This window comes from Pseudonocardia sp. GCM10023141, assembly GCF_042653605.1.
In genome coordinates this window covers 30,747-48,926 of sequence record NZ_JBHSIR010000025.1, presented here as the reverse complement: position 1 = coordinate 48,926, position 18,180 = coordinate 30,747, and the positions used below count along the sequence as shown (strand labels likewise).

14 protein-coding genes and 1 pseudogene are annotated in these 18,180 nt (G+C 73.5%); 8 read left to right on the top strand and 7 right to left on the bottom strand.

Annotation, left to right across the window (positions count from 1 at the left end; translation table 11 throughout):
* Nucleotides 1-5: 5 nt before the first annotated feature.
* Genes ACFPFQ_RS13595 through ACFPFQ_RS13585 form a run of 3 tightly spaced genes read right to left on the bottom strand, consistent with a single transcriptional unit; the run spans nt 6 to nt 6,390 of the window.
* Nucleotides 6-1,184, bottom strand: coding sequence for a CaiB/BaiF CoA transferase family protein (locus ACFPFQ_RS13595; RefSeq protein ID WP_379618504.1), 1,179 nt, complete (start codon nt 1,182-1,184; stop codon nt 6-8).
* A gap of 42 nt (nt 1,185-1,226) precedes the next feature.
* Entirely contained in the window at nt 1,227-4,127 is a 2,901-nt protein-coding gene (locus tag ACFPFQ_RS13590) for an HAD-IB family hydrolase (RefSeq protein WP_379618502.1), read from the bottom strand.
* Complete coding sequence (locus ACFPFQ_RS13585) at nt 4,117-6,390, bottom strand: glycerol-3-phosphate 1-O-acyltransferase (RefSeq protein ID WP_379618500.1); 2,274 nt, start codon at nt 6,388-6,390, stop codon at nt 4,117-4,119. The genes ACFPFQ_RS13590 and ACFPFQ_RS13585 overlap by 11 nt, the downstream gene beginning before the upstream one ends.
* A 188-nt stretch (nt 6,391-6,578) precedes the next feature.
* Here ACFPFQ_RS13585 and ACFPFQ_RS13580 point away from each other — a divergent pair, with 188 nt between their 5' ends.
* Together ACFPFQ_RS13580 and ACFPFQ_RS13575 are read left to right on the top strand one after the other, a co-directional pair.
* Nucleotides 6,579-7,679, top strand: a complete 1,101-nt coding sequence (locus ACFPFQ_RS13580) for a glycosyltransferase (RefSeq protein ID WP_379618498.1) — start codon at nt 6,579-6,581, stop codon at nt 7,677-7,679.
* 73 nt (nt 7,680-7,752) lie between these two features.
* Nucleotides 7,753-8,946: a GNAT family N-acetyltransferase gene (locus ACFPFQ_RS13575; RefSeq protein WP_379618496.1), complete on the top strand. Its 1,194-nt coding sequence runs from the start codon at nt 7,753-7,755 to the stop codon at nt 8,944-8,946.
* 19 nt (nt 8,947-8,965) lie between these two features.
* Here ACFPFQ_RS13575 and ACFPFQ_RS13570 read toward each other — a convergent pair whose 3' ends face one another.
* Nucleotides 8,966-9,274 carry an LppU/SCO3897 family protein gene (locus tag ACFPFQ_RS13570; RefSeq protein ID WP_379618494.1) on the bottom strand — a complete coding sequence of 103 codons (309 nt, stop codon included), beginning with the start codon at nt 9,272-9,274 and terminating at the stop codon, nt 8,966-8,968.
* A 470-nt stretch (nt 9,275-9,744) separates the two neighbouring features.
* Here ACFPFQ_RS13570 and ACFPFQ_RS13565 point away from each other — a divergent pair, with 470 nt between their 5' ends.
* Both ACFPFQ_RS13565 and ACFPFQ_RS13560 read left to right on the top strand, forming a co-directional pair.
* Nucleotides 9,745-10,596, top strand: a complete 852-nt coding sequence (locus tag ACFPFQ_RS13565; RefSeq protein WP_379618492.1) for a tryptophan 2,3-dioxygenase — start codon at nt 9,745-9,747, stop codon at nt 10,594-10,596.
* On the top strand, nt 10,593-11,834 hold the full coding sequence (locus tag ACFPFQ_RS13560; RefSeq protein WP_379618490.1) for a kynureninase: 1,242 nt from the start codon (nt 10,593-10,595) through the stop codon (nt 11,832-11,834). Before ACFPFQ_RS13565 ends, ACFPFQ_RS13560 begins: the two co-directional genes overlap by 4 nt.
* 73 nt (nt 11,835-11,907) lie before the next feature.
* Here the strand turns inward: ACFPFQ_RS13560 and ACFPFQ_RS13555 are convergent, their stop codons facing one another.
* Nucleotides 11,908-12,417, bottom strand: a complete 510-nt coding sequence (locus ACFPFQ_RS13555) for a hypothetical protein (RefSeq protein ID WP_379618681.1) — start codon at nt 12,415-12,417, stop codon at nt 11,908-11,910.
* Nucleotides 12,418-12,523: 106 nt separating this feature from the next.
* Nucleotides 12,524-12,865, bottom strand: a pseudogene (locus tag ACFPFQ_RS13550) (serine hydrolase domain-containing protein); the annotation flags it as partial.
* Between the two features lie 86 nt (nt 12,866-12,951).
* Between ACFPFQ_RS13550 and ACFPFQ_RS13545 the strand changes: the two are divergent.
* Nucleotides 12,952-13,482 (top strand): MarR family winged helix-turn-helix transcriptional regulator, encoded by a 531-nt coding sequence (locus tag ACFPFQ_RS13545; protein ID WP_379618488.1) that lies wholly within the window; start codon nt 12,952-12,954, stop codon nt 13,480-13,482.
* Between the two features lie 268 nt (nt 13,483-13,750).
* Here the strand turns inward: ACFPFQ_RS13545 and ACFPFQ_RS13540 are convergent, their stop codons facing one another.
* On the bottom strand, nt 13,751-14,503 hold the full coding sequence (locus ACFPFQ_RS13540; protein ID WP_379618486.1) for a nucleotidyltransferase family protein: 753 nt from the start codon (nt 14,501-14,503) through the stop codon (nt 13,751-13,753).
* Nucleotides 14,504-14,619: 116 nt separating this feature from the next.
* On the opposite strand from ACFPFQ_RS13540, the gene ACFPFQ_RS13535 reads away from it, so the two are divergent.
* The 3 genes from ACFPFQ_RS13535 (at nt 14,620) to ACFPFQ_RS13525 (ending at nt 18,131) form a co-directional block, all read left to right on the top strand.
* The gene (locus ACFPFQ_RS13535) at nt 14,620-15,381 is read left to right on the top strand and encodes a 5-formyltetrahydrofolate cyclo-ligase (RefSeq protein WP_379618485.1); all 762 of its coding nucleotides are present in this window, start codon (nt 14,620-14,622) and stop codon (nt 15,379-15,381) included.
* A gap of 315 nt (nt 15,382-15,696) precedes the next feature.
* A complete protein-coding gene (gene ggh, locus ACFPFQ_RS13530) occupies nt 15,697-17,025 on the top strand; it encodes a glucosylglycerate hydrolase (RefSeq protein ID WP_379618484.1) in 1,329 nt (442 codons plus the stop codon).
* Nucleotides 17,026-17,120: 95 nt separating this feature from the next.
* Nucleotides 17,121-18,131, top strand: a complete 1,011-nt coding sequence (locus tag ACFPFQ_RS13525; protein ID WP_379618482.1) for a LacI family DNA-binding transcriptional regulator — start codon at nt 17,121-17,123, stop codon at nt 18,129-18,131.
* Nucleotides 18,132-18,180 lie beyond the last annotated feature (49 nt).

The following is an 18,180-nucleotide window of genomic DNA, read 5'->3' as shown; positions in this document are numbered from 1 at the left end:
GAAGATCAACCCCGTTGCGCGGCGCTGCCGTCAGCTGACCCGTCCAGCCACGCCAGCACCGCGGCGGTGTGCTCCCCGACCGCGGGCACCGGGTCCATGCGCGGCGGCCGCCCGGGCAACGTGATTGGCGGCAGCAGTGCCGGGATGGGACCGGCAGGCGAGCCGACCTGCGTCCAGCGCCCCCGGGCGGCGAGCTGCGGGTGCTCCAGCACCTCGGCCACCTCCCGGCGGCGGGCGTGGGCGATCCGGGAGGCGGCGAGGCGCTGCTGCACCTGCTCGCCCGTCAGTGCGGCGAACACCGCGTCGATCTCCGTGAGCAGGGCGCCGCGGTGCGCGACCCGGGACGCGCCGGTGGCGAACCGCTCGTCGGCGGCCAGTTCCGGGCGTTGCAGCACGCCGGCACAGAACGCCACCCACTCGCGCTCGTTCTGGATGCCCAGCACCACCTCGCTGCCGTCACCGGCCCGGAACGCACCGTAGGGCGCGATCGCGGCGTGGCTGGTGCCCGTGCGCGCGGGGGGCGTGCCGCCGCCCGCGGTGAAGTACAGCGGGTAGCCCATCCACTCGACGAGCGCGTCGAACAGGCTGATCTCGACGTGCGTGCCGACGCCGGTGCGCTCGCGGTCGTAGAGGGCGGCGAGTATCCCGGAGAACGCGTACATCCCCGCACCGATGTCGGCGGCCGGGATCCCGGCCTTCGCCGGCTCGGCCTCGCTCCCGGTGACCGCGACGAGCCCGGCCTCGGACTGGATCAGCAGGTCGTAGGCCTTCGCGTCGCGGTACGGGCCGTCCGGTCCGTAGCCGGAGATCGAGCAGGTGATCAGGCGCGGGAACCGTTCGCGCAGTGCGTCGGCGCCGAGCCCGAGCCGTTCGGCGGCGCCCGGTGCGAAGTTCTGGATGAACACGTCCGCGCGCTCCAGCAGGCGCAGCACGACCTCGGCGTCGGCCTTGAGGTCGACGGCGACGCTCTCCTTGGAGCGGTTGAGCCATACGAAGTGGCTCGACAGGCCGTTGACGGTGGCGTCGTAGTCGCGCGCGAAGTCACCGGAGCCGGGCCGTTCGATCTTGATCACCCGCGCCCCGAGGTCGGCGAGCTGGCGGGTGGCGAAGGGGGCGGCCACGGCCTGCTCGCAGGCGACGACGAGCAGGCCCTCGAGCGGGAGCGGTGCGGGCGGGAGCGACACGCCCGCATCATGCCTCGCCCGCACTCCCGCCCCTGCAGGGCCTCAGCGACCCAGCGCCACCACCTCGTCGAGCCCGGCCCGCAGACCCGCCATCAGCACGTTGGGTTCCGTGATCGACGCCGGATCCAGGTTGACGCCGATGCAGCACGTGCCGTCGTGGGAGATCAGCGTGATCATCGCCGCACACCCGGGCAGCGGGCCGAACGGGTACATGTGCGTGATCCGCGCCCCCGCGATGTACACCGCGTGCGGGACGCCCGGCACGTTGCTGGCCTGCACGTCGTTGGCCGAGGTCATGCGCCCCGACACCGCGCCCAGCACCGGTGCCGGCATCCAGGACAGCGCGGGCGCGAGCAGCCCGACGACGTCGACGGACGACTCGGCCTTGGCCTCGAGCACGAAGCTCCGCACCGCCTTGATCCGGGCCGCCGGGTCGGTCTCCGTCAGCGGCCCGGCGAACCGGGCACCGGTGAAACGGTTGCCGCCCTGCGGATCGTCCTCGGTGCGCAGGCTGATCGGGATGCCGATGGGCAGCGTCGCGACGTCACCCATCCCGAAGTGCTCGTGGTAGCGGCGGAAGCCGCCGAGCACCGCGGCCAGGAAGCCGTCGTTGACGGAACCGCCCGCCGCCTTGGCGCCCTTCTTGAGGTCGGCGAGCGGCACGTCGAGCAGCTCGAAGCGCCACTCGCCGCTGCGCCCGGCGAGCAGCGGCGAACCGCCCGGTGCCGGTGCGACGGCCCGCTGCACCGATCGCGCCGCCGCCACCCCGCGCGAGGCCAGCGTCCACGGCCGGGCCAGCGCGCCCGCCACGTCGAGCGTGCGGCGCAACGACTGCGCCGGCGCGTCGCGCACCGCCCGCGACACCTGCTCGGCCAGCAGCCCGGTTGCCGACGCCTCGGCGCCGATCGAGGCGGCCGGCTCCGGTCGCAGCGGGTCGTGCTCGCGGGTGCGGCTGTGCAGCCTGCTCATCAGCTGCACGGCACCCAGCCCGTCGGTGGCGCTGTGGTGCGTGGTGACGACGTAGGCCGAGCCGCCGCGGTCCAGCCCGTCGACGAGCAGCACCCGCCACAGCGGCCGGTCGCGCTCGAAGGAGCGCGCCGCGAACTCCTGCACCGCATCCAGCAGCTGCCTCGTCGTGCCGGGTGCGGGCAGCGTCACCCGGTACATGTGCTCCGACAGCTCCAGGTCGTCGACGGTGACCCAGGTCGGCGCGCCCACCCCGAACGCCGGGTCGAGCACCCGCTGGCGCATCCGCGGCACCATCCGCGACGCCCACTCGTGCGCCGCCACCAGCCGCTTCCACTCCGGGGTCTCGTCGAGCAGCTCCACGAGCGTGACGTTGGAGCGCAGCCGCGGATCGGCCGCCTCGGCGCGCCACATGGCCGTCTCGAGCGGGTTCATCTCCGCGTCGGTGCCCCACTCGAGCGCCGCCGCGACGGGACCGGTCGGGCTCTCGGTGACGGTGACGGTGACGGGCGCGGCGACGCCGCTGAACGCGCTGCCCCAGTCCGACAGCGTCTCGGAGTAGCTCTCGCGCACCTCCTCTGCGCGCTTGCCGACCTCCTCGACGGTCCAGCCCTCGGTGGAAACGGGCGGCAGCACGACGACCTGAACCGTGCCCTCCCGGATCGTCGACGCCCCGCGCCACATCAGCTCGCCCGCGTTGCGGATGACGATCGGGACGATCGGCACCCCCGCCTGCATCGCGACGTGGAACGCGCCCTTCTTGAACGGGCCCAGCGCCGGCGTCGGCGAGCGGGTGCCTTCCGGCGACATCACCAGCGACACGCCCTCGCGCAGCCGCTGCACCGCGGGCTCCAGCGCGGCCTTGGCCTGCTCGGTGTTGCCGCGGTCGATGAACGCGGTGTCGACGAGCCGGAACATCAGCCCGAACCCGGGCTGGTTGGCCACTTCCTTCTTCGCGACGCCGGTGAAGCCGCCGCGCAGCAGCTTGGCGAGGATCAGCACGTCGAGCTGGCTCTGGTGGTTGAAGAGGAAGACCGCGGGCCGCGCGGACTCCAGGTTCTCCGCGCCGTGCACCTCGAGCTTGACCCCGGCCAGCGCTGTGCCCAGCTCACCGGCGAGCGTGGTGGCCAGGTCGATGCCGGTGCGCCGGGACCCGTTGAGCACGCCCAGTGCCATCCCGGCGGAGAACCCGCCGAGCATGCCCCCGATGCCCGCGGCCGTGCGCACGAGCTGGCGCAGCCCCGGCCGCCCGCGGCGGCGGAACCGCGCCACCGGCCAGCCCTTCTCCGCGGCCGCGATGGCGAGCCCGTCCTCCGGGTTGAGCGCCCTGGCCCGCCCGACGGTCGACAGGAACGGCACGTCCTCGGTGCCGTTGGAGTAGGCGTAGCTGAGTTCGAGGTCGATGTCGTGGTCCGGGGCGAACGCCCGCACCGCGGCGGCCTTGCCGGCCCGCCACAGCGGCGGACCGCCCGGCCGCCCGGTGCACAGGCCGTTCTCGAATTCCACCGGTGTGACGAGCACGTGCTCCACGCCCATGGCGCGCGCCGCGGGCTCCACCTGGAACCGGGTGGCCGACGAGGCCAGCACGATGGTGTGGCCCGCCTTGCGGTGCGCCTCGACCAGCCGCCACGCCTCCGGGAACAGCGCGCCCGCGATGCCCTGGACGAACAGCCGCTCCCCCAGCTCGGTGAGCTCGTCCTCGCTGCGCCCGGCCCACGAGCGCATGCCGAGCACGAAGAACTCCTCGAAGTCCTCCTCGGTGGTGACACCGCGCATGCCGATCAGCAGCATCCGCCCGATGTCACCGGGTGTCACCTGGCCCGACTGCAGGTGGTGGCGCGCGAACGCGCCGAGGGAGAACCCGTCGATCAGCGTGCCGTCGAAGTCGAAGAACGCCCCCACCGTGGGCCCCTGCGGTCCCGCCGCGACGTCCTTGATGAGGCGGTCCTCGTCCCAATGGACTTCCCTAGGGCTCAACACCCACCACCTCCCGCCGCAGCGCGGCGTCGATCTCGTCGATCCTCATGACCTTGCCCACCGTGTCGCGCAGCTGCGCCGCGAACGCCTGGCGGCGCTGCGCGAGCTCCTCCCGGCCCGGGTCGACCAGATCCCTGTTCGCCGCGAGCTTCAACGCGCTCGCGAACAGCTCGCGCGAGAGCGACTCGGGCCCGTGCAGCCTGCCCTGCAGCAGCATCTGCTGCCCCACGCCCCCGCACTCGGCGAGGAACTCCTTCTCCACCACCGGGTGCCGGGGGTCGCGCGCGGCGAGCCGTTCGGCCACCACGAGCTGCGCGTCGAGGAACGAGCGCAGCACCCGGTGGGCGATGAGGAAGCTCGAATGCCCGAGCGACTCCGCGCCGACGGCCTGCTCCCACTCCGGGTCGATCCGGGCGAGCTCCCGCGTCAGCGACGCCCGGTAGGTGTCGCGGTCGGGGAAGAAGAACTCGAACTTGAGCAGGTCGCGCAGCTCCGCGGCCACGTCCCAGCGCTCGCCGGGATCCGAGAGCAGCATCAGCTCGGCGATGGCCCGGTCCAGGAAGTGGTGGATCGCGCTGTTGCGGTAGAACGCGGCGACGAGGTGCTGGCCGCGCTCGATCGTGTAGACCGGCTCCTCACCGCCCGCGTAGACCGTGACGACCTTCGACTCGGCGAGCGCGCCGAGCACCCGGCGCACACCGGACGCGCTCTGCAGCGCATCGGCCGAACCGACGAGCGCGCGTTCCTGCAGGTAGTCGCGCACCGGCTCGAGCACGCGCCGCACCTGGCCGAGCGTGAGCGCCCGGTCGCGCACGCCGAGCAGCGCCAGCGTGACCAGTGCCGTGGCCACCACCGGGGTGACGCTGTTGATCCCGACGGAGACCTCGAAGGCCACCTTCTGCAGCGCGAGCCTGCGGGCGTCGCTGTCCAGCGGCGACGGCGGCACACCCTTCTCTCCGCCCGCCTCCAGCGCCGCACGCAGCGAGATCGGCTCCGCGAACCGGACGTAGGCCGAGCCGATCGGCTGCAGCTGCGCCTTCGCGTAGCGCGCCAGCCAGGCCAGACCCTCCCCCTTCTTGGGGGCGCCGACCTGCTCGGCCGCCATCGTCGCGACCTCGCGCAGCTGGTCGTAGGTGATCGACACCGGCACCAGGTAGACGTCCTCGGTGCGGCCGCGCTCCACGGCCTCCGCGACGTTGGCCAGCAACCCGTAGCGGGGCGGGCGCAGCTTGCCGGTGCGCGACCGGCCGCCCTCCATGTACCACTCGAGGTTGAACCGCTTGGAGAGCAGGTAGCCGAAGTACTCGCGCACGGCGAGCTTGTAGACCTCGTCGTCGCCGAAGCTGCGGCGGATGAACACGATGCCCGCGCGCTTGGCGAGCGGCCCGACGGGCCAGAAGCTGAGGTTCTCCCCGCCCAGCACGTGGTTGCGCGGGAAGTCGTGCTCGGCCAGCACGTCGGCCAGCAGCATCGGGTCGGCGTAGGAGCGGTGGCTGGGCAGGAACACCAGCGCGTGGCGCTTGTTGAGCTCGCGCAGCTTCGTCAGCCCCGCGTCGTCGACCTCGACGTCCCAGGCGCGCGAGTGCAGCGGGCGCAGCGCACCCGAGAGCAGGTCGACGGCCATCGGGCTCATCGACGCAACCAGCCCGTCCAGATCGGCACGGGCCTTGTCGGCGACCTCGGCCTCGGGCAGCTCCAGGCGCGTGGCGAGCTCCGAGACCTCGCGCCGGAAGTCCCGGCTGCCGTCGATGTCCTCCACGATGTGCTTGGGCACCTTGTAGCGATCACCCTCGAGCGCGCGCTGGGCACGTTCCAGCGCCAGGGTGGCCTGCCGGGCCACGAAGTCGCCGAACGCCGCTGCCGCCGATCCCCCGCCGGCGAAGCGGCGGCGCAGCTGCGCGACGGTGGCGGGCTCCGCGACGACGACGGGTGCCCGGTCGGGCTCGCGGCGCGCGATGCGGGCCTGCGCACCCGCGGTGGGGCGCCGCGGGTTGCTCAGCGAGACCACGTCCGACCAGCGCACGCGCCGCTGCCCGTTGCGTTCGCGGGGCTGCCACGCCACCCGGGCCGCGGTGACGAGCGTGTCGGGGCTCGCGTTCGCCAGCGGCTGGGCCAGCGCCGAGCCGCGCACCGGCAGCACCGCCGTGGGGTGCATGCCCCGGGCGCTGATCCACTCCCGGACGATGCCGCGCTCCACCTCGCTCGCCGCATCGACCAGCACGATCATCGGAGCGTCCGTGCCGTTGCTGCCGTTCTCGCTCATGTCGTACCGACCATCCGTGCACGCTCCTTCACGTCAGGTGCCCATCCTGTCTCATGCAGTGGTCCAGGTCACCCGTCCGGGAGCAGCCAGTTGGCGGCTCGTGGACCCGCGGGCCACCGGCGCGCACCGGGAGCCACCGGTAGGGTCGGCCACCGGCCGCACCACCGTACGACCCCACCGGAGTGCCCGTGAAGATCGCCCACCTGGTCCCGACGCTGCATCCCGGAGGTCCCGAGATCGGCCTGGTCGACCTCGCGGGCGCCGCTGCCGAAGCGGGGTTCGAGATGGTCGTGATCGCGCTCGCCGCCACGTCGGACACCACGTTGCTCAGCGCGCTGCGCCGGCACGGGGTGCCGGTGGCCGAGCTGGGCATGGCGCCGTGGGATCCGCGGGCGGTGGCCCGCACCGCGCGGTTGCTGCGGGAGCGGGAGGTCGACGTGGTGCACAGCCACCTGGCCCCCGCCGACGTCGTCGCCGCCGCTGCCGCGCTGCGCAACCGGATCCCGGCCGTCTCCACGCTGCACTGGGTCGAGAACTTCCCGGCCGATCGGGCCGACCGGCTCCGGCGCACGGCCAAGATCGTGGCCCGGCAGCGGTTCGTGCACCGCACGATCGCGATCTCCCAGGTCCAGAGCGGCTGGTACCGGGCCGTCGGCGGGTCCGAGCGCAACCTGCTCGTCGTGCCCAACGGGGTGACCGACCCCGGCCCCACCGATCCCGACAAGCGCGCCAGGCGCCGCGCCGCGCTCGACGTGGGTGCCGCCGACGTGCTCGCCACCTCCCTCGCTCCCATGCGCCGTGACCAGGGCCACGAGCTGCTGCTCGACGCCGTGGAGGAGCTCCCCGACGCGGTGCCGCTGATGATCGCGCTGGCCGGTGAGGGGCCACTGCGTCCCCGGCTGGAGGCGCGGGTCGCCGCCACCGACGCGCTGGCCGACCGGGTCCGGTTCGTCCACCGCCACCAGGACCCGGCCGAGCTGCTCGCCGCGAGCGACATCGCGTTGCACACCGCCGGTAGCGCCGCGCTGCCCACCGCGCTGCTGCGCGCCATGGCCGCCGGGCGGCCCGTCGTCGCCACCCGGGTGGGCGGCATCCCGGAGATCGTCTCCGCCGCCACGGGGGTGCTCGTGCCGCTTGACGCGGTCAAGATCGCCGACGCGCTGGTGGCGCTGGCCGAGGACGGCGAGCGGCGCGACCGGCTCGGCGCCGCCGCCCGCGCCCGGTTCGAGGCCGACTTCGAGGCGGTCGGCTGGGCCCGGCGGCTGCGCGAGGTCTACGAGGCCGTCTGACCGGATCGCCGCAGCGGTGGTCGGTGACAAACCGGTCGACGCCCGCCACACCGCCCGTCCAGACTCCGCTGTCGTGAACCCGATCCTGCGCCGCGCCACCCTCGACGACCTGCCCGCACTCTGCGCCGCCGACGGCCGGGCGTTCGGCTTCCACTACTCGCAGCAAGACATCGACGACTTCCGACCGATGTTCGACCCCGAGCGCTTCGTGCTCGCGTGCGATCCGGACGGTGCGATCGTCGGTGTCACCGGGTCGTTCGACATGACGGTCGCGCTGCCGGGCGGGACCTCGGTGCCCGCCCTGGGCGTCACCTGGGTCTCGGTCGCGGTCACCCACCAGGGCCGGGGGATCCTGCGCTCGCTCATGACCGAGCAGCACCGCAGCTTCGTCGCCGACGGCGCGTCGCTGTCGATGCTCACCGCGAGCCAGTCCGGCATCTACGGCCGGTTCGGCTACGGGCAGGCCACCCGCAAGGTGGCCGTCGAGATCGACCGGCGGCTGGTGCGGTTCCGGGCCGGGGTCCCCGATCCGGGCGGTGTCCGCGTGGCCGACGTCGATGACGTCCGCAAGCACGCGCCGGAGATCTACCGGCGCTGGAGCGTGCTCACCCCGGGCGCGGTGCTGCGCACCGACGCGTGGTGGGAGTTCCTGCTCGCCGATCGCGAGCAGCACCGCGGCGGCGCGTCGGGCCTGTTCCACCTGCTGCACCGGGACGGCTACGCGTCCTACCGGATCGTCGACGGCGACGCGGGTCAGCGCTGCCGGGTCGAGGTGTTCGCGGCCACCGACGAGGCCTACATCGCGCTGTGGCGGGTGTTGCTCGGGCTCAAGCTCGTGGACACGATCACCTCGCGCACCGGCACGCTCGACGAGCCGCTGCCGTTCCTGCTCGAGGAGCCGCGCCTGGTCACCACCACCGGACTGGCCGACGGCCTGTGGGTGCGGGTCCTCGACGTGGCCGCCGCGCTCGCGGCCCGTACCTACGCTGTCGAGATCGACGCCGTCATCGAGGTCCGGGACGGCTTCCTCGACCGGGGCGGCCGGTTCCGGCTGCGCGGTGGGCCCGAGGGCGGCACGTGCGAGCGCACCACCGACACCGCCGACGTCTCGCTCGACATCGCCGAGCTGGGCTCCGTGCTGCTCGGATCGGTGCGGGCGGCGCCGCTGGTGCGCGCCGGGCTCCTGCAGGCCGAGCCGGCGGCGCTGGCACGCATCGACGCCGCGTTCACCGGCCCGCGCGAGGCCCGGCTGGGCACCGGGTTCTGACCGGCCCGCAGCGGGGGGCTCAGGTCTTCGTCGGCGCCAGGCAGAGCACGGTGCCCAGCTGGCCGGGCTGGCCCTTCCAGTACGAGGTGGTGGCGTTGGGGAAGCCGGCGCAGGCGAACCGGCCGGCGTCGACCATCGCCCGGTCGTCCACCCGGCCTGCCACCGTGAACGTGGCGGCCGGGTCCGTGCAGCCGACCGGGGTGATGTCGTCGGCACCGGTCCGGGCCACACAGGTGCCCACCGCCGCCAGCGCGGGCTCGGTGTGCATGACGTACCAGCCGGTGCCGCCGAGCGCGCCCAGCACCAGCAGCACGGCGAAGACCGGCACCAGCGGTCCGCCGCGGGGGCGCCGCTTCGCCTTCCGCGTGCTGGCGGGCTGCTGCGCAATGGGGGGCGGCGCAATGGGGGGCGGCGCAAAGGGGGGCGGCGGAGTCTGGGATGGCGGCAACGGTCGGGTCCCGGCGCGCGGGGGCGGCGGGTAGCCCTGGCCCCAGCTCGGCGGAGGTCCGGGCAGCGGCCGGGGCGGCATCGGCCGGTGGCCGCCGGGATGCAGTGCACCGGGTTGCACCCGGTACCGGTCGGGTGCCGGCCCGCGCAACGGCGTTCCGTGCGGGTACCCAGCACTCGGCATCCGCCCGTTGTGGGTCATGTCGTCTCCTGCTCTGCGCGCCGCCTCGGCCCAACGCGACCAGGATCGCGGAAGCCGCGACCGTCCGGGATCTCCGGCGCGGTGGGGTCGAGGTAGCACCGGGTACGGGTTTTCTGGCCCGCCGGTCACCCCGGCTTACAGTGCGGGGCATGAGCAACGGCGGAACCCGCCCCATCGAGGACTCGATCGTCCGCGACTTCCGGGTCAACCTGTCCTACGGCGCCTACCTGCACCTCGACGAGCTGCTGTCGGCCCAGCACCCGGTCAGCACACCTGTCCACCACGACGAGCTGCTGTTCATCGCCGCGCACCAGACCTCGGAGCTGTGGCTGAAGCTCATGCTCCACGAACTCCGAGCCGTGAAGGCCCACCTGGCCGCCGACGACCTGCGTCCGGCGCTCAAGGGCCTCGCCCGCGTCAAGCACATCCAGCGCACCCTCACCGACCAGTGGTCGGTGCTCGCGACGCTCACGCCGTCGGAGTACGCGGAGTTCCGCAGCTTCCTCGGCACGTCGTCGGGGTTCCAGAGCGACCAGTACCGGGCCGTCGAGTTCGTGCTGGGCAACAAGAACGCGCAGATGCTCGAGCTGTTCGGGCACGACGAGCGCGCCCGCACGGCGCTGGCCGAGCTGCTGGCCCAGCCCAGCATCTACGACGAGTTCCTGCGCTACCTGGCCCGCCACGGGCACGCGGTGCCCCGCGCGCTGCTGGAGCGGGACGTCACCGCGGCGCACGTCTTCACCCCGGAACTGGTGGCGGTTTTCCGCAACATCTACGAGCACGCCCACGACGAGTGGGAGGCCTACGAGGCCTGCGAGGAGCTCGTCGATCTGGAGGAGAACTTCCAGATCTGGCGCTTCCGCCACCTCAAGACCGTGGAGCGCATGATCGGCGTGAAACCCGGGACCGGCGGGTCGAGCGGCATCGGCTTCCTCAAGGCCGCACTGGACCTCACGTTCTTCCCGGAGCTCTACGCCGTGCGCACGGAGATCGGCCGATGACGCGGGGCAGCACCGTCGACTTCGCCGCCCGCGCCCACGCGCTCGACGCCGCCGACTCCTTGGCGCCGCTGCGGGAGCGCTTCCTGCCCGGCCCCGGCGTCGTCGCCTACCTGGACGGCAACTCCCTGGGCCGACCGCTGGCCGCCACCGCGCAGCGGCTGGAGCGGTTCGTCCACGAGGAGTGGGCGGGACGGCTGATCCGCGGCTGGACCGACCCGCTCGCCGACGGACCCTGGATGGAGTGGCCCGAGCGCGTCGGGGACCGCATCGCCGCGGTGGCGCTGGGTGCCGCTGCCGGCCAGACGGTGGTGGCCGACTCCACCACCGTGCTGCTCTACAAGCTGGCCCGCGCCGCCGTCGACCGGGATCCGCAACGGCACGAGATCGTGCTGGACTCCGACAACTTCCCCACCGACCGCTACGTGCTGGAGGGCATCGCGGCCGAGCGCGGTGCGACGCTGCGCTGGATCGACCCCGACCCGACCGCGGGCGTCACCGCCGAGCAGGTGGCCGCCGCCGTCGGGCCGCGGACGGCCGTGGTGGTGCTGAGCCACGTCGCCTACCGGTCGGGGTACCTCGCCGACGCCGCGGCGATCACGGCCGTCGCGCACGACGCGGGCGCGCTGGTGCTGTGGGATCTGTGCCACTCGGCCGGGTCCGTCGAGCTCGAGCTGGACGCGTGGGGCGTCGACCTCGCGGTCGGCTGCACCTACAAGTACCTGGGCGGTGGCCCGGGCGCGCCGGCGTTCGGCTACGTCCGCAACGGCCTGCAGGAGCAGCTGCGCCAGCCGATCCAGGGCTGGATGGGCCGGCGCGACCCGTTCACGATGGGCCCGGGCTATCTCCCCGCGCCGGGCATCCGGGGGCTGGTCAGCGGCACTCCCCCGATCCTCGGCACGGTGCCGCTGCTGGCGAGCCTCGACCTGCTCGCCGAGGCCGGGATCGCCGCGGTGCGGGCGAAGTCGGTGGCGCTCACCGCGTTCGCGCTCGAGCTGGTGGACGCGTGGCTGGTGCCCCGCGGCGTCGCGCTGGTGTCACCGCGCGACCCGCAGTGGCGCGGTGGGCACCTCACCGTCCGGCGGGCCGGGTTCCGCGAGCTGCTCGACGTGCTGTGGGAACGCGGCGTGATCCCCGACTACCGCGAGCCCGACGGCCTGCGCCTGGGTCTGGCCCCGCTGAGCACGAGCTTCGCGGAGGTCCACGACGGCCTGGTCGTGCTGCGCGACGCGCTGGACTAGCTCGCGCACACCGTGAGGGGGTGGCGCACACCGTCAACGGTGTGCGCGGACCCCTCACGGTGTGCGCGACCCGTCAGAGTGCGGCGAAGAACGCGGTGATGTAGTCCGCGCCGTTCTCCGAGCCCAGCAGGCCGGGCTGCATCCGGTTCATCGCGTAGGCGAACGTCGCGCGCCGGTCCAGGTCGTTGATCACTGCCGAGCCGCCCCAGCCGCCCCGGAAGCAGATCCGGCCCTCGGCGGGGATGTACGGCGCCGACGCGTTCGGCAGGCCGTAGCCGACACCGAACCGGATCGGCGCGAACAGGTTCAGGTCCACGCCGTCGGCCTGCACCTCGAAGATCGTCGCGAGCGTCCGCTCCGAGAGCAGTTGCACGTTGCCGACGGCACCGCCGTGGGAGACCACCGACTGGATCCGCGCCGGCGACCGCGCGTTGCCCTGCCCGTTGGCGGCCCCGATGTCGGCCTGGCGCCACGCGTCGGTCCACGCGACGGCGGCGTCGGGGCCGGGACCGGTGAACGTCTTGAACGGGACGCTGTCGGTACCCAGCGACGCCAGGTCGACCGGCAGCGGAGGCGGCGGCACCACGTTGGCGATGCGCCCGAACTCCGCGGGGTCGGTGCCGATGTGGAAGTCGGCGCCGAGCGGACCGGCGGATGACCTCGCCGACGAGGTGGCCCTGGTTGAGCGCGTGGTAGCCCGAGGTGCTGCCCGGCTTCCACCACGGAGCCTGCGCCGCGAGCATCGCGGTGGAGCGCTCCCAGTCGTAGAGGTCCTCGATCACCACCGGCTGCTCCCAGCCGGACACGCCCGAGGTGTGGCCCAGCAGGTGCCGGACCTCGATGTCCTCCTTGCCGTTCGCCGCGAACTCCGGCCAGTACTTCGCGACCTTCGCGTGGACGTCGAGCTCGCCGCGGTCCACGAGCAGCAACGCCGCCAGGTTCGTGACGGTCTTCGTGGACGACCACACGTTGGTCAGCGTGTGCTCGCCCCACTCCGTGGTGCGGTCGGCGTCGGCCCACCCGCCCCACATGTCGACGACCGTCTCGCCGTCGACGACGATCGCGATCCCGTGCGGTGCCCCCGAACGGCCGTACAGGAAGCGCATAGAGTCCCCGGGTGCCCGCTGAAGCCGACGAACTCGACTACTGGTCGTTCATCGACGTGGCCATCGCCCGCGCCGCGGCCACCGTCCCCGATGTCGACGTGCGGGCGATGCGCCTCGTGCTGAGCCTCTACCGCGCGTCCAACGCGCTGGTCTACGACATGGAGTCGTCGGTGCACCGCCCCCACGGCTGGTCGTGGGCGGGGTTCCGGGTGCTGTTCGTGCTGTGGCTGATCGGCCCGTTGGAGGCCAAGCGCATCGCGGCGCTGGCGGGCATGAGCCGGGCGGCGGTGTCGGCGCTGGTCAACACGCTCGAGCGCGACGAGATGGTGACGCGGCGCCGCGACGGGCCCGATCGGCGGGCGGTAGAGGTGAGCCTCACCGGCGCGGGCGACGCGGCCATCGCCGCGGCGTTCGCCGAGCACAACGTCCGGGAGCGGATGTGGGCCTCGGCGCTCGACGACGCGGAGGTCGCGCAGCTCACCGCCCTGCTGGAGAAGCTGATGGCCAGCCCGGTGGCAGCGGCTGCTAACCGCCGCCGCTGAGCCCGACTCGCGACCCATCCATCCCAACTCGCGGGTCCATCCATCGCAACTCGCGGGTCCATCCATCGCAACTCGCGGGGCAGTTCGTCGCAACTCGCGGGGCAGTTCGTCGCAACTCGCTGGGCGCGGCAGCCGTCGGCGGCATCGCTGCAGATCAACGCGCGAGTTGCGCTCAAACGCACCGCGAGTTGGGGCGAAACGACCCGCGAGTTGGGCGCAACTGCACCGCGGGCTGGGCTCAACTGCCGGACGGCGTCTGCTGGGAAGCTCAGGCGCAGGCTGTCTCGACCTCGACGACCAGAGCCTCTGCGGCGTCGAGGGTGGTCGCCAGCTCGCCCGGGGTGGTTCCGAGCGCGGCCAGCAGCCGGTGCGCCCGCTCCCCGAAGCCCGACGGCGCCACCGGCAGCCGTCCCGCCGCGGTGACCGCTCCCTTCTCGTTGACGACCCACCGGCCGGCTCGGGCGTGCAGGGCAAGCGCGCACAACCCGAGCACGCGGAACAAGCAGCCGGCCACGTACGTCGCGTCCGCACGCCGCGCCGCCTTCCGCGCCCCCGCGACGAGGAACCACGCCTCCCAGAGCCGCTGCACCAGCGCGTCGGCGAGCGGGCGGGGCACCGTGGCCGCCGCGCGACGCAACGCCGCCAGCTCGCCGGTGGGGTCGGCCAGTACGACGCCCAGCCCCACCTCGCCCACGTAGGCGACGTCGAGGAAGCCCAGCGGGTGCCCGACCTGCGTGTGGAACGCGTACCGGCCGGCCTGCGCATCGGCCCAGGCCGTGTGGACGCGGTCCAGGTCGCGGTAGATCCAGTCGACGGCCACGCCGTCGATCCGCAGCCAGCCGCCGCCGTCGACCCACGGGCCCCAGCCGCCCGGCTCCGTCACCTCCGCATCGGGGCCGCCCAGCTCGCGAGCGAGCGCGCCGAGCGCGGCGACGTCCGGGTCGTGGCGGTAGTACACGCCGAGGTCGACGTCGGACTCCGGCGTGTGGTCGCCACGGGCCCGGCTACCACCGAGCAGCACCCGATGACACCCTCGATGCCGGCGAGCCGCCGGGCGATCGCCACGATCCGGTCCTGATCCAGTTCGGGCATCCGGCGAGCATGCCCGAACACGAACGCGGATGAGAGGCTGTTCCCATGCAGCCCCGCCGCCACGACCACGACGCAGGCGGTGATCCCGAGGTGCTGGCGGCCAAGGCCGTGCTGCGCGACGAGGTCTGGACGGCCCTCATCGACGGCGGTGCGGCCCGGTTCCCCGGCGCCCGCAACCGCATCTCCAACTTCATCGGCGCCGAGGCAGCAGCGCGGCGGCTGCGCGACACCGACGCCTGGCGGTCGGCGGCAACGATCAAGTCCAACCCGGACTCGGCGCAGCTGCCCGTGCGCCGCTACGCGCTGGAGGACGGCAAGACCGTCTACATGGCCGTGCCGCGCCTCGCCGAGGAGGAGCCGTTCTTCCTCCTCGATCCCGACGACCTCGCGGACCCGCCCTACCGAGCAGCGTCGATCGCGGGCGCCACGCGCTCGGCGCGGCGCGTGGCGGTGGCGGAGCTGGAGCCCGTGGACCTGGTGGTCACCGGTTGCGTGGCCGCGGGCCTCGACGGCGCCCGGCTCGGCAAGGGCGGCGGGTTCGCCGACCTGGAGTTCGCGCTCGCAGCGGCGGCCGGGCTGATCGGTCCGGCCACGCTCGTGGTCACCACGGTGCACGAGCTGCAGGTGCGGGCGGCCGGGACGATCCCGATGACGGCCCACGACGCACCGGTCGACCTCGTCGTCACGCCCGAGCGCGTGATCGACTGTCGCGAACGGCGTGCTGCCCGCCCCGACGGCGGGATCCGCTGGGCGGAGCTGACCGAGGAGAAGATCGCGGCGATCCCACTGCTGCAGCGCGCCCGCTGAGCGCGACCTGCTGGGGCCTGCGCGCATCCGCAGCGCCGCGCGGAACCCGGGCATACCGCCGAAATGATGGTAGAACGATCCCTTGGACAGGCCCCGGAGCCCGCAGCGCCGCTCGACCGTGACGGTGGGCGCGCCGTGGTCGGCCGGCCCCGCCGCCCACCCCTGTCGACGCGACATGCCCGCGCCAAACCTTTCGGCAGGGCGCGTGGCTCGCTTGCCTCCGCCCCACTGCTGCACTTCGATAGGCAAGACAACCATCCGATGGGGAGGGTCGATGCATCGACGCGCACCGATCCACTCCCGACGGGCCATCGAGTGACGCTCGGCGAGCCGCAGCAGCGGGCGCTGCACGACGCCGCTGTGCAGGTGTTGCGCCGCAACGACCTGGGCACCAGGACCAGCGCCGCCCCGGAGCTCTACCCCCACCAGTGGAGCTGGGACTCCGCATTCGTCGCCATCGGACTCGCTCGCATCGACATCCCCCGCGCCATCACCGAGCTGCGCGGGCTGCTGGCGGCGCAGTGGAGCACGGGGATGCTCCCGCACATCGTCTTCGTCCCCGGGGCCCACGGCTACCTCCCCGACGCCGAGCGCTGGGGGGCCCAGCCCGCGGCGGCGCGACCCCCGGCCGTGCGCACGAGCGGGATCTGCCAGCCGCCCGCCCAGGCCATCGCGCTGCAGCACGTGCTGGACCGGGCCCGGGAGAAGGGTGGGGCCGAGCTGGCCGCCACCGAGGCCTTCCTCACCGAGACGTTCGACGGCTGGCTCGCGTGGCACCGCTGGCTCGCTCGGGTGCGCGATCCCGACGGTGTCGGCCTCGTCGAGATCCACCACGGCTGGGAGTCCGGGTTCGACAACTCGCCCCGCTGGGACGGGCCCTACTCGCGCGTCCGGCCGGGCACCGTCGCCCCGTTCGTCCGGCGCGACACCGACCACGTCGGCGACCCGGCGGAACGCCCGTCCGACGAGGAGTACACGCGGTACCTGTGGCTCATCGACCAGATGCGGTCCGTGGACTTCGACGACGAGCGCGTGCGTGACGTCATCGACTTCCGGGTCCGCGACGTGTTCTTCTCCGCGGTGCTCGCCGCGGCGAGCGAGGTGCTGGCCGACATCGGTGAGGAGATCGGACGCGGCGACGCCACGGCGGAACTTCGGGAGATCGCCGTCCGGTTCCGGGAGGGGGTCGCGGCCACCGTCGACCCCTGCACCGGGCTGGCCCGCGACTTCGACGTGCGATCCGGCGAGTGGATCGGGAAGGCGACGATCGCCGGGTTCGCGCCGCTGGTGGCGGGCGGCGACCTGGAACTGCTGTCGCGCCAGCGCACGCTGCTGCTCGGCGAGCACTGGATGGGCCACGGCGTGCTGCGCTACCCGCTGCCACCCTCGACCTCGCCGATGAGCGCGGACTTCCGGCGGCGCACCTGCTGGCGCGGGCCGGTCTGGCCGTTCCTGAACATGCTGCTGGGGTGGGCGTCGGCCCGCGATCACGCGTGGGACCTGCGCGCCGTACTGCGCGACGCCTCGCTGGACCAGCTCGCCGACCGCACGTTCGGCGAGTACTACGAACCGATCACCGGCGAGTCGCTGGGCAGCCGCGACCAGGCCTGGACGGCCGCCGCCGCGCTGGAGTGGCTCGGCTAGTAGGGCGCTCCGGAGGTGGCGGTACGACCTTGCGCATACGCATCGACGCGCGCTACCTTCGCCGCGATCGATACGCATCGACGGGGAGGTGTCCGGTGGTCACCAGCAAGGACGTCGCCCGCGTCGCCGGGGTCTCCCAGAGCACCGTCTCCTACGTGATGAGCGGGCGCCGCCCGATCTCCGAGGAGACCCGCCGCCGCGTCGAGGCGGCCATCGAGCAGCTGACCTACCAGCCCAACGCCGGGGCCAGGGCCCTGGCCAGCCAGCGCACGCGGGTCGTCGGGCTCGTCGTGCCGTTCGAGACCCACGACAACTCGGGCCTGCTCCCCTTCATCGAGACGATCGCGGCGTGCGCGCGCGAGCAGGACCACGACGTCCTGCTCGTCACCGCCGACGAGGGCGCCGCCGGGCTGAGCAGGCTCGCCGGACGCTCGCTGTGCGACGCGATCGTGATGATGGACATCGAGGCGGCCGATGACCGCATCCCCGTCGCCGCTGCTCTGTCCGTGCCGGTGATCCTCATCGGCGTCCCGGACGACCCGGCCGGACTGCACTGCGTCGATCTCGACTTCGCCCTCGCCGGCCGGATGGCGGTCGACGAGCTCGTCGCCTGCGGGCACCGGCGCATCGTGCAGATCGGCCACTCGGTCGCCGACGTGGAGCGCGGCGTCAACTACGTCGGCCGCTTCCTGAGCGGCACGACCGCGGCTGCCGCCGAGCACGGCGTCGACCACCACCTGGTGGCACCGGTGGCCGCGGGTCGTGCCGGCATCGCCGCCGCCGTCGACGAGGCGCTCGCCGTCGGCGGGGAGCGTCCCGGCATCACGATCCCCCACAGCGGCGCGATCCAGCAGGTCCTGCAGGAGCTCCACGAACGCGGCCTCGACGCGGGGCGCGACCTCTCGGTGGTCGGGCTCTGCACCGACGTCGTGGCCGAGGCCATGATCCCGCCGGTCAGCAACGTCTCCATGGAACCGCGCGACGTCTCGCGCCGCGCCATGCAGATCCTGTTCCGCCTGCTCGACCGCACCGAGCAGCGCCCGGCCGGGCGCGTCGAGCTCGTCGCGCCGCGCATGACGCTGCGCCGCACCACCCTTCCGCACTGATCGTCCCGCCGCAGCCGGCGGCGGCCGCATGTCGATCGTCGATACGCAT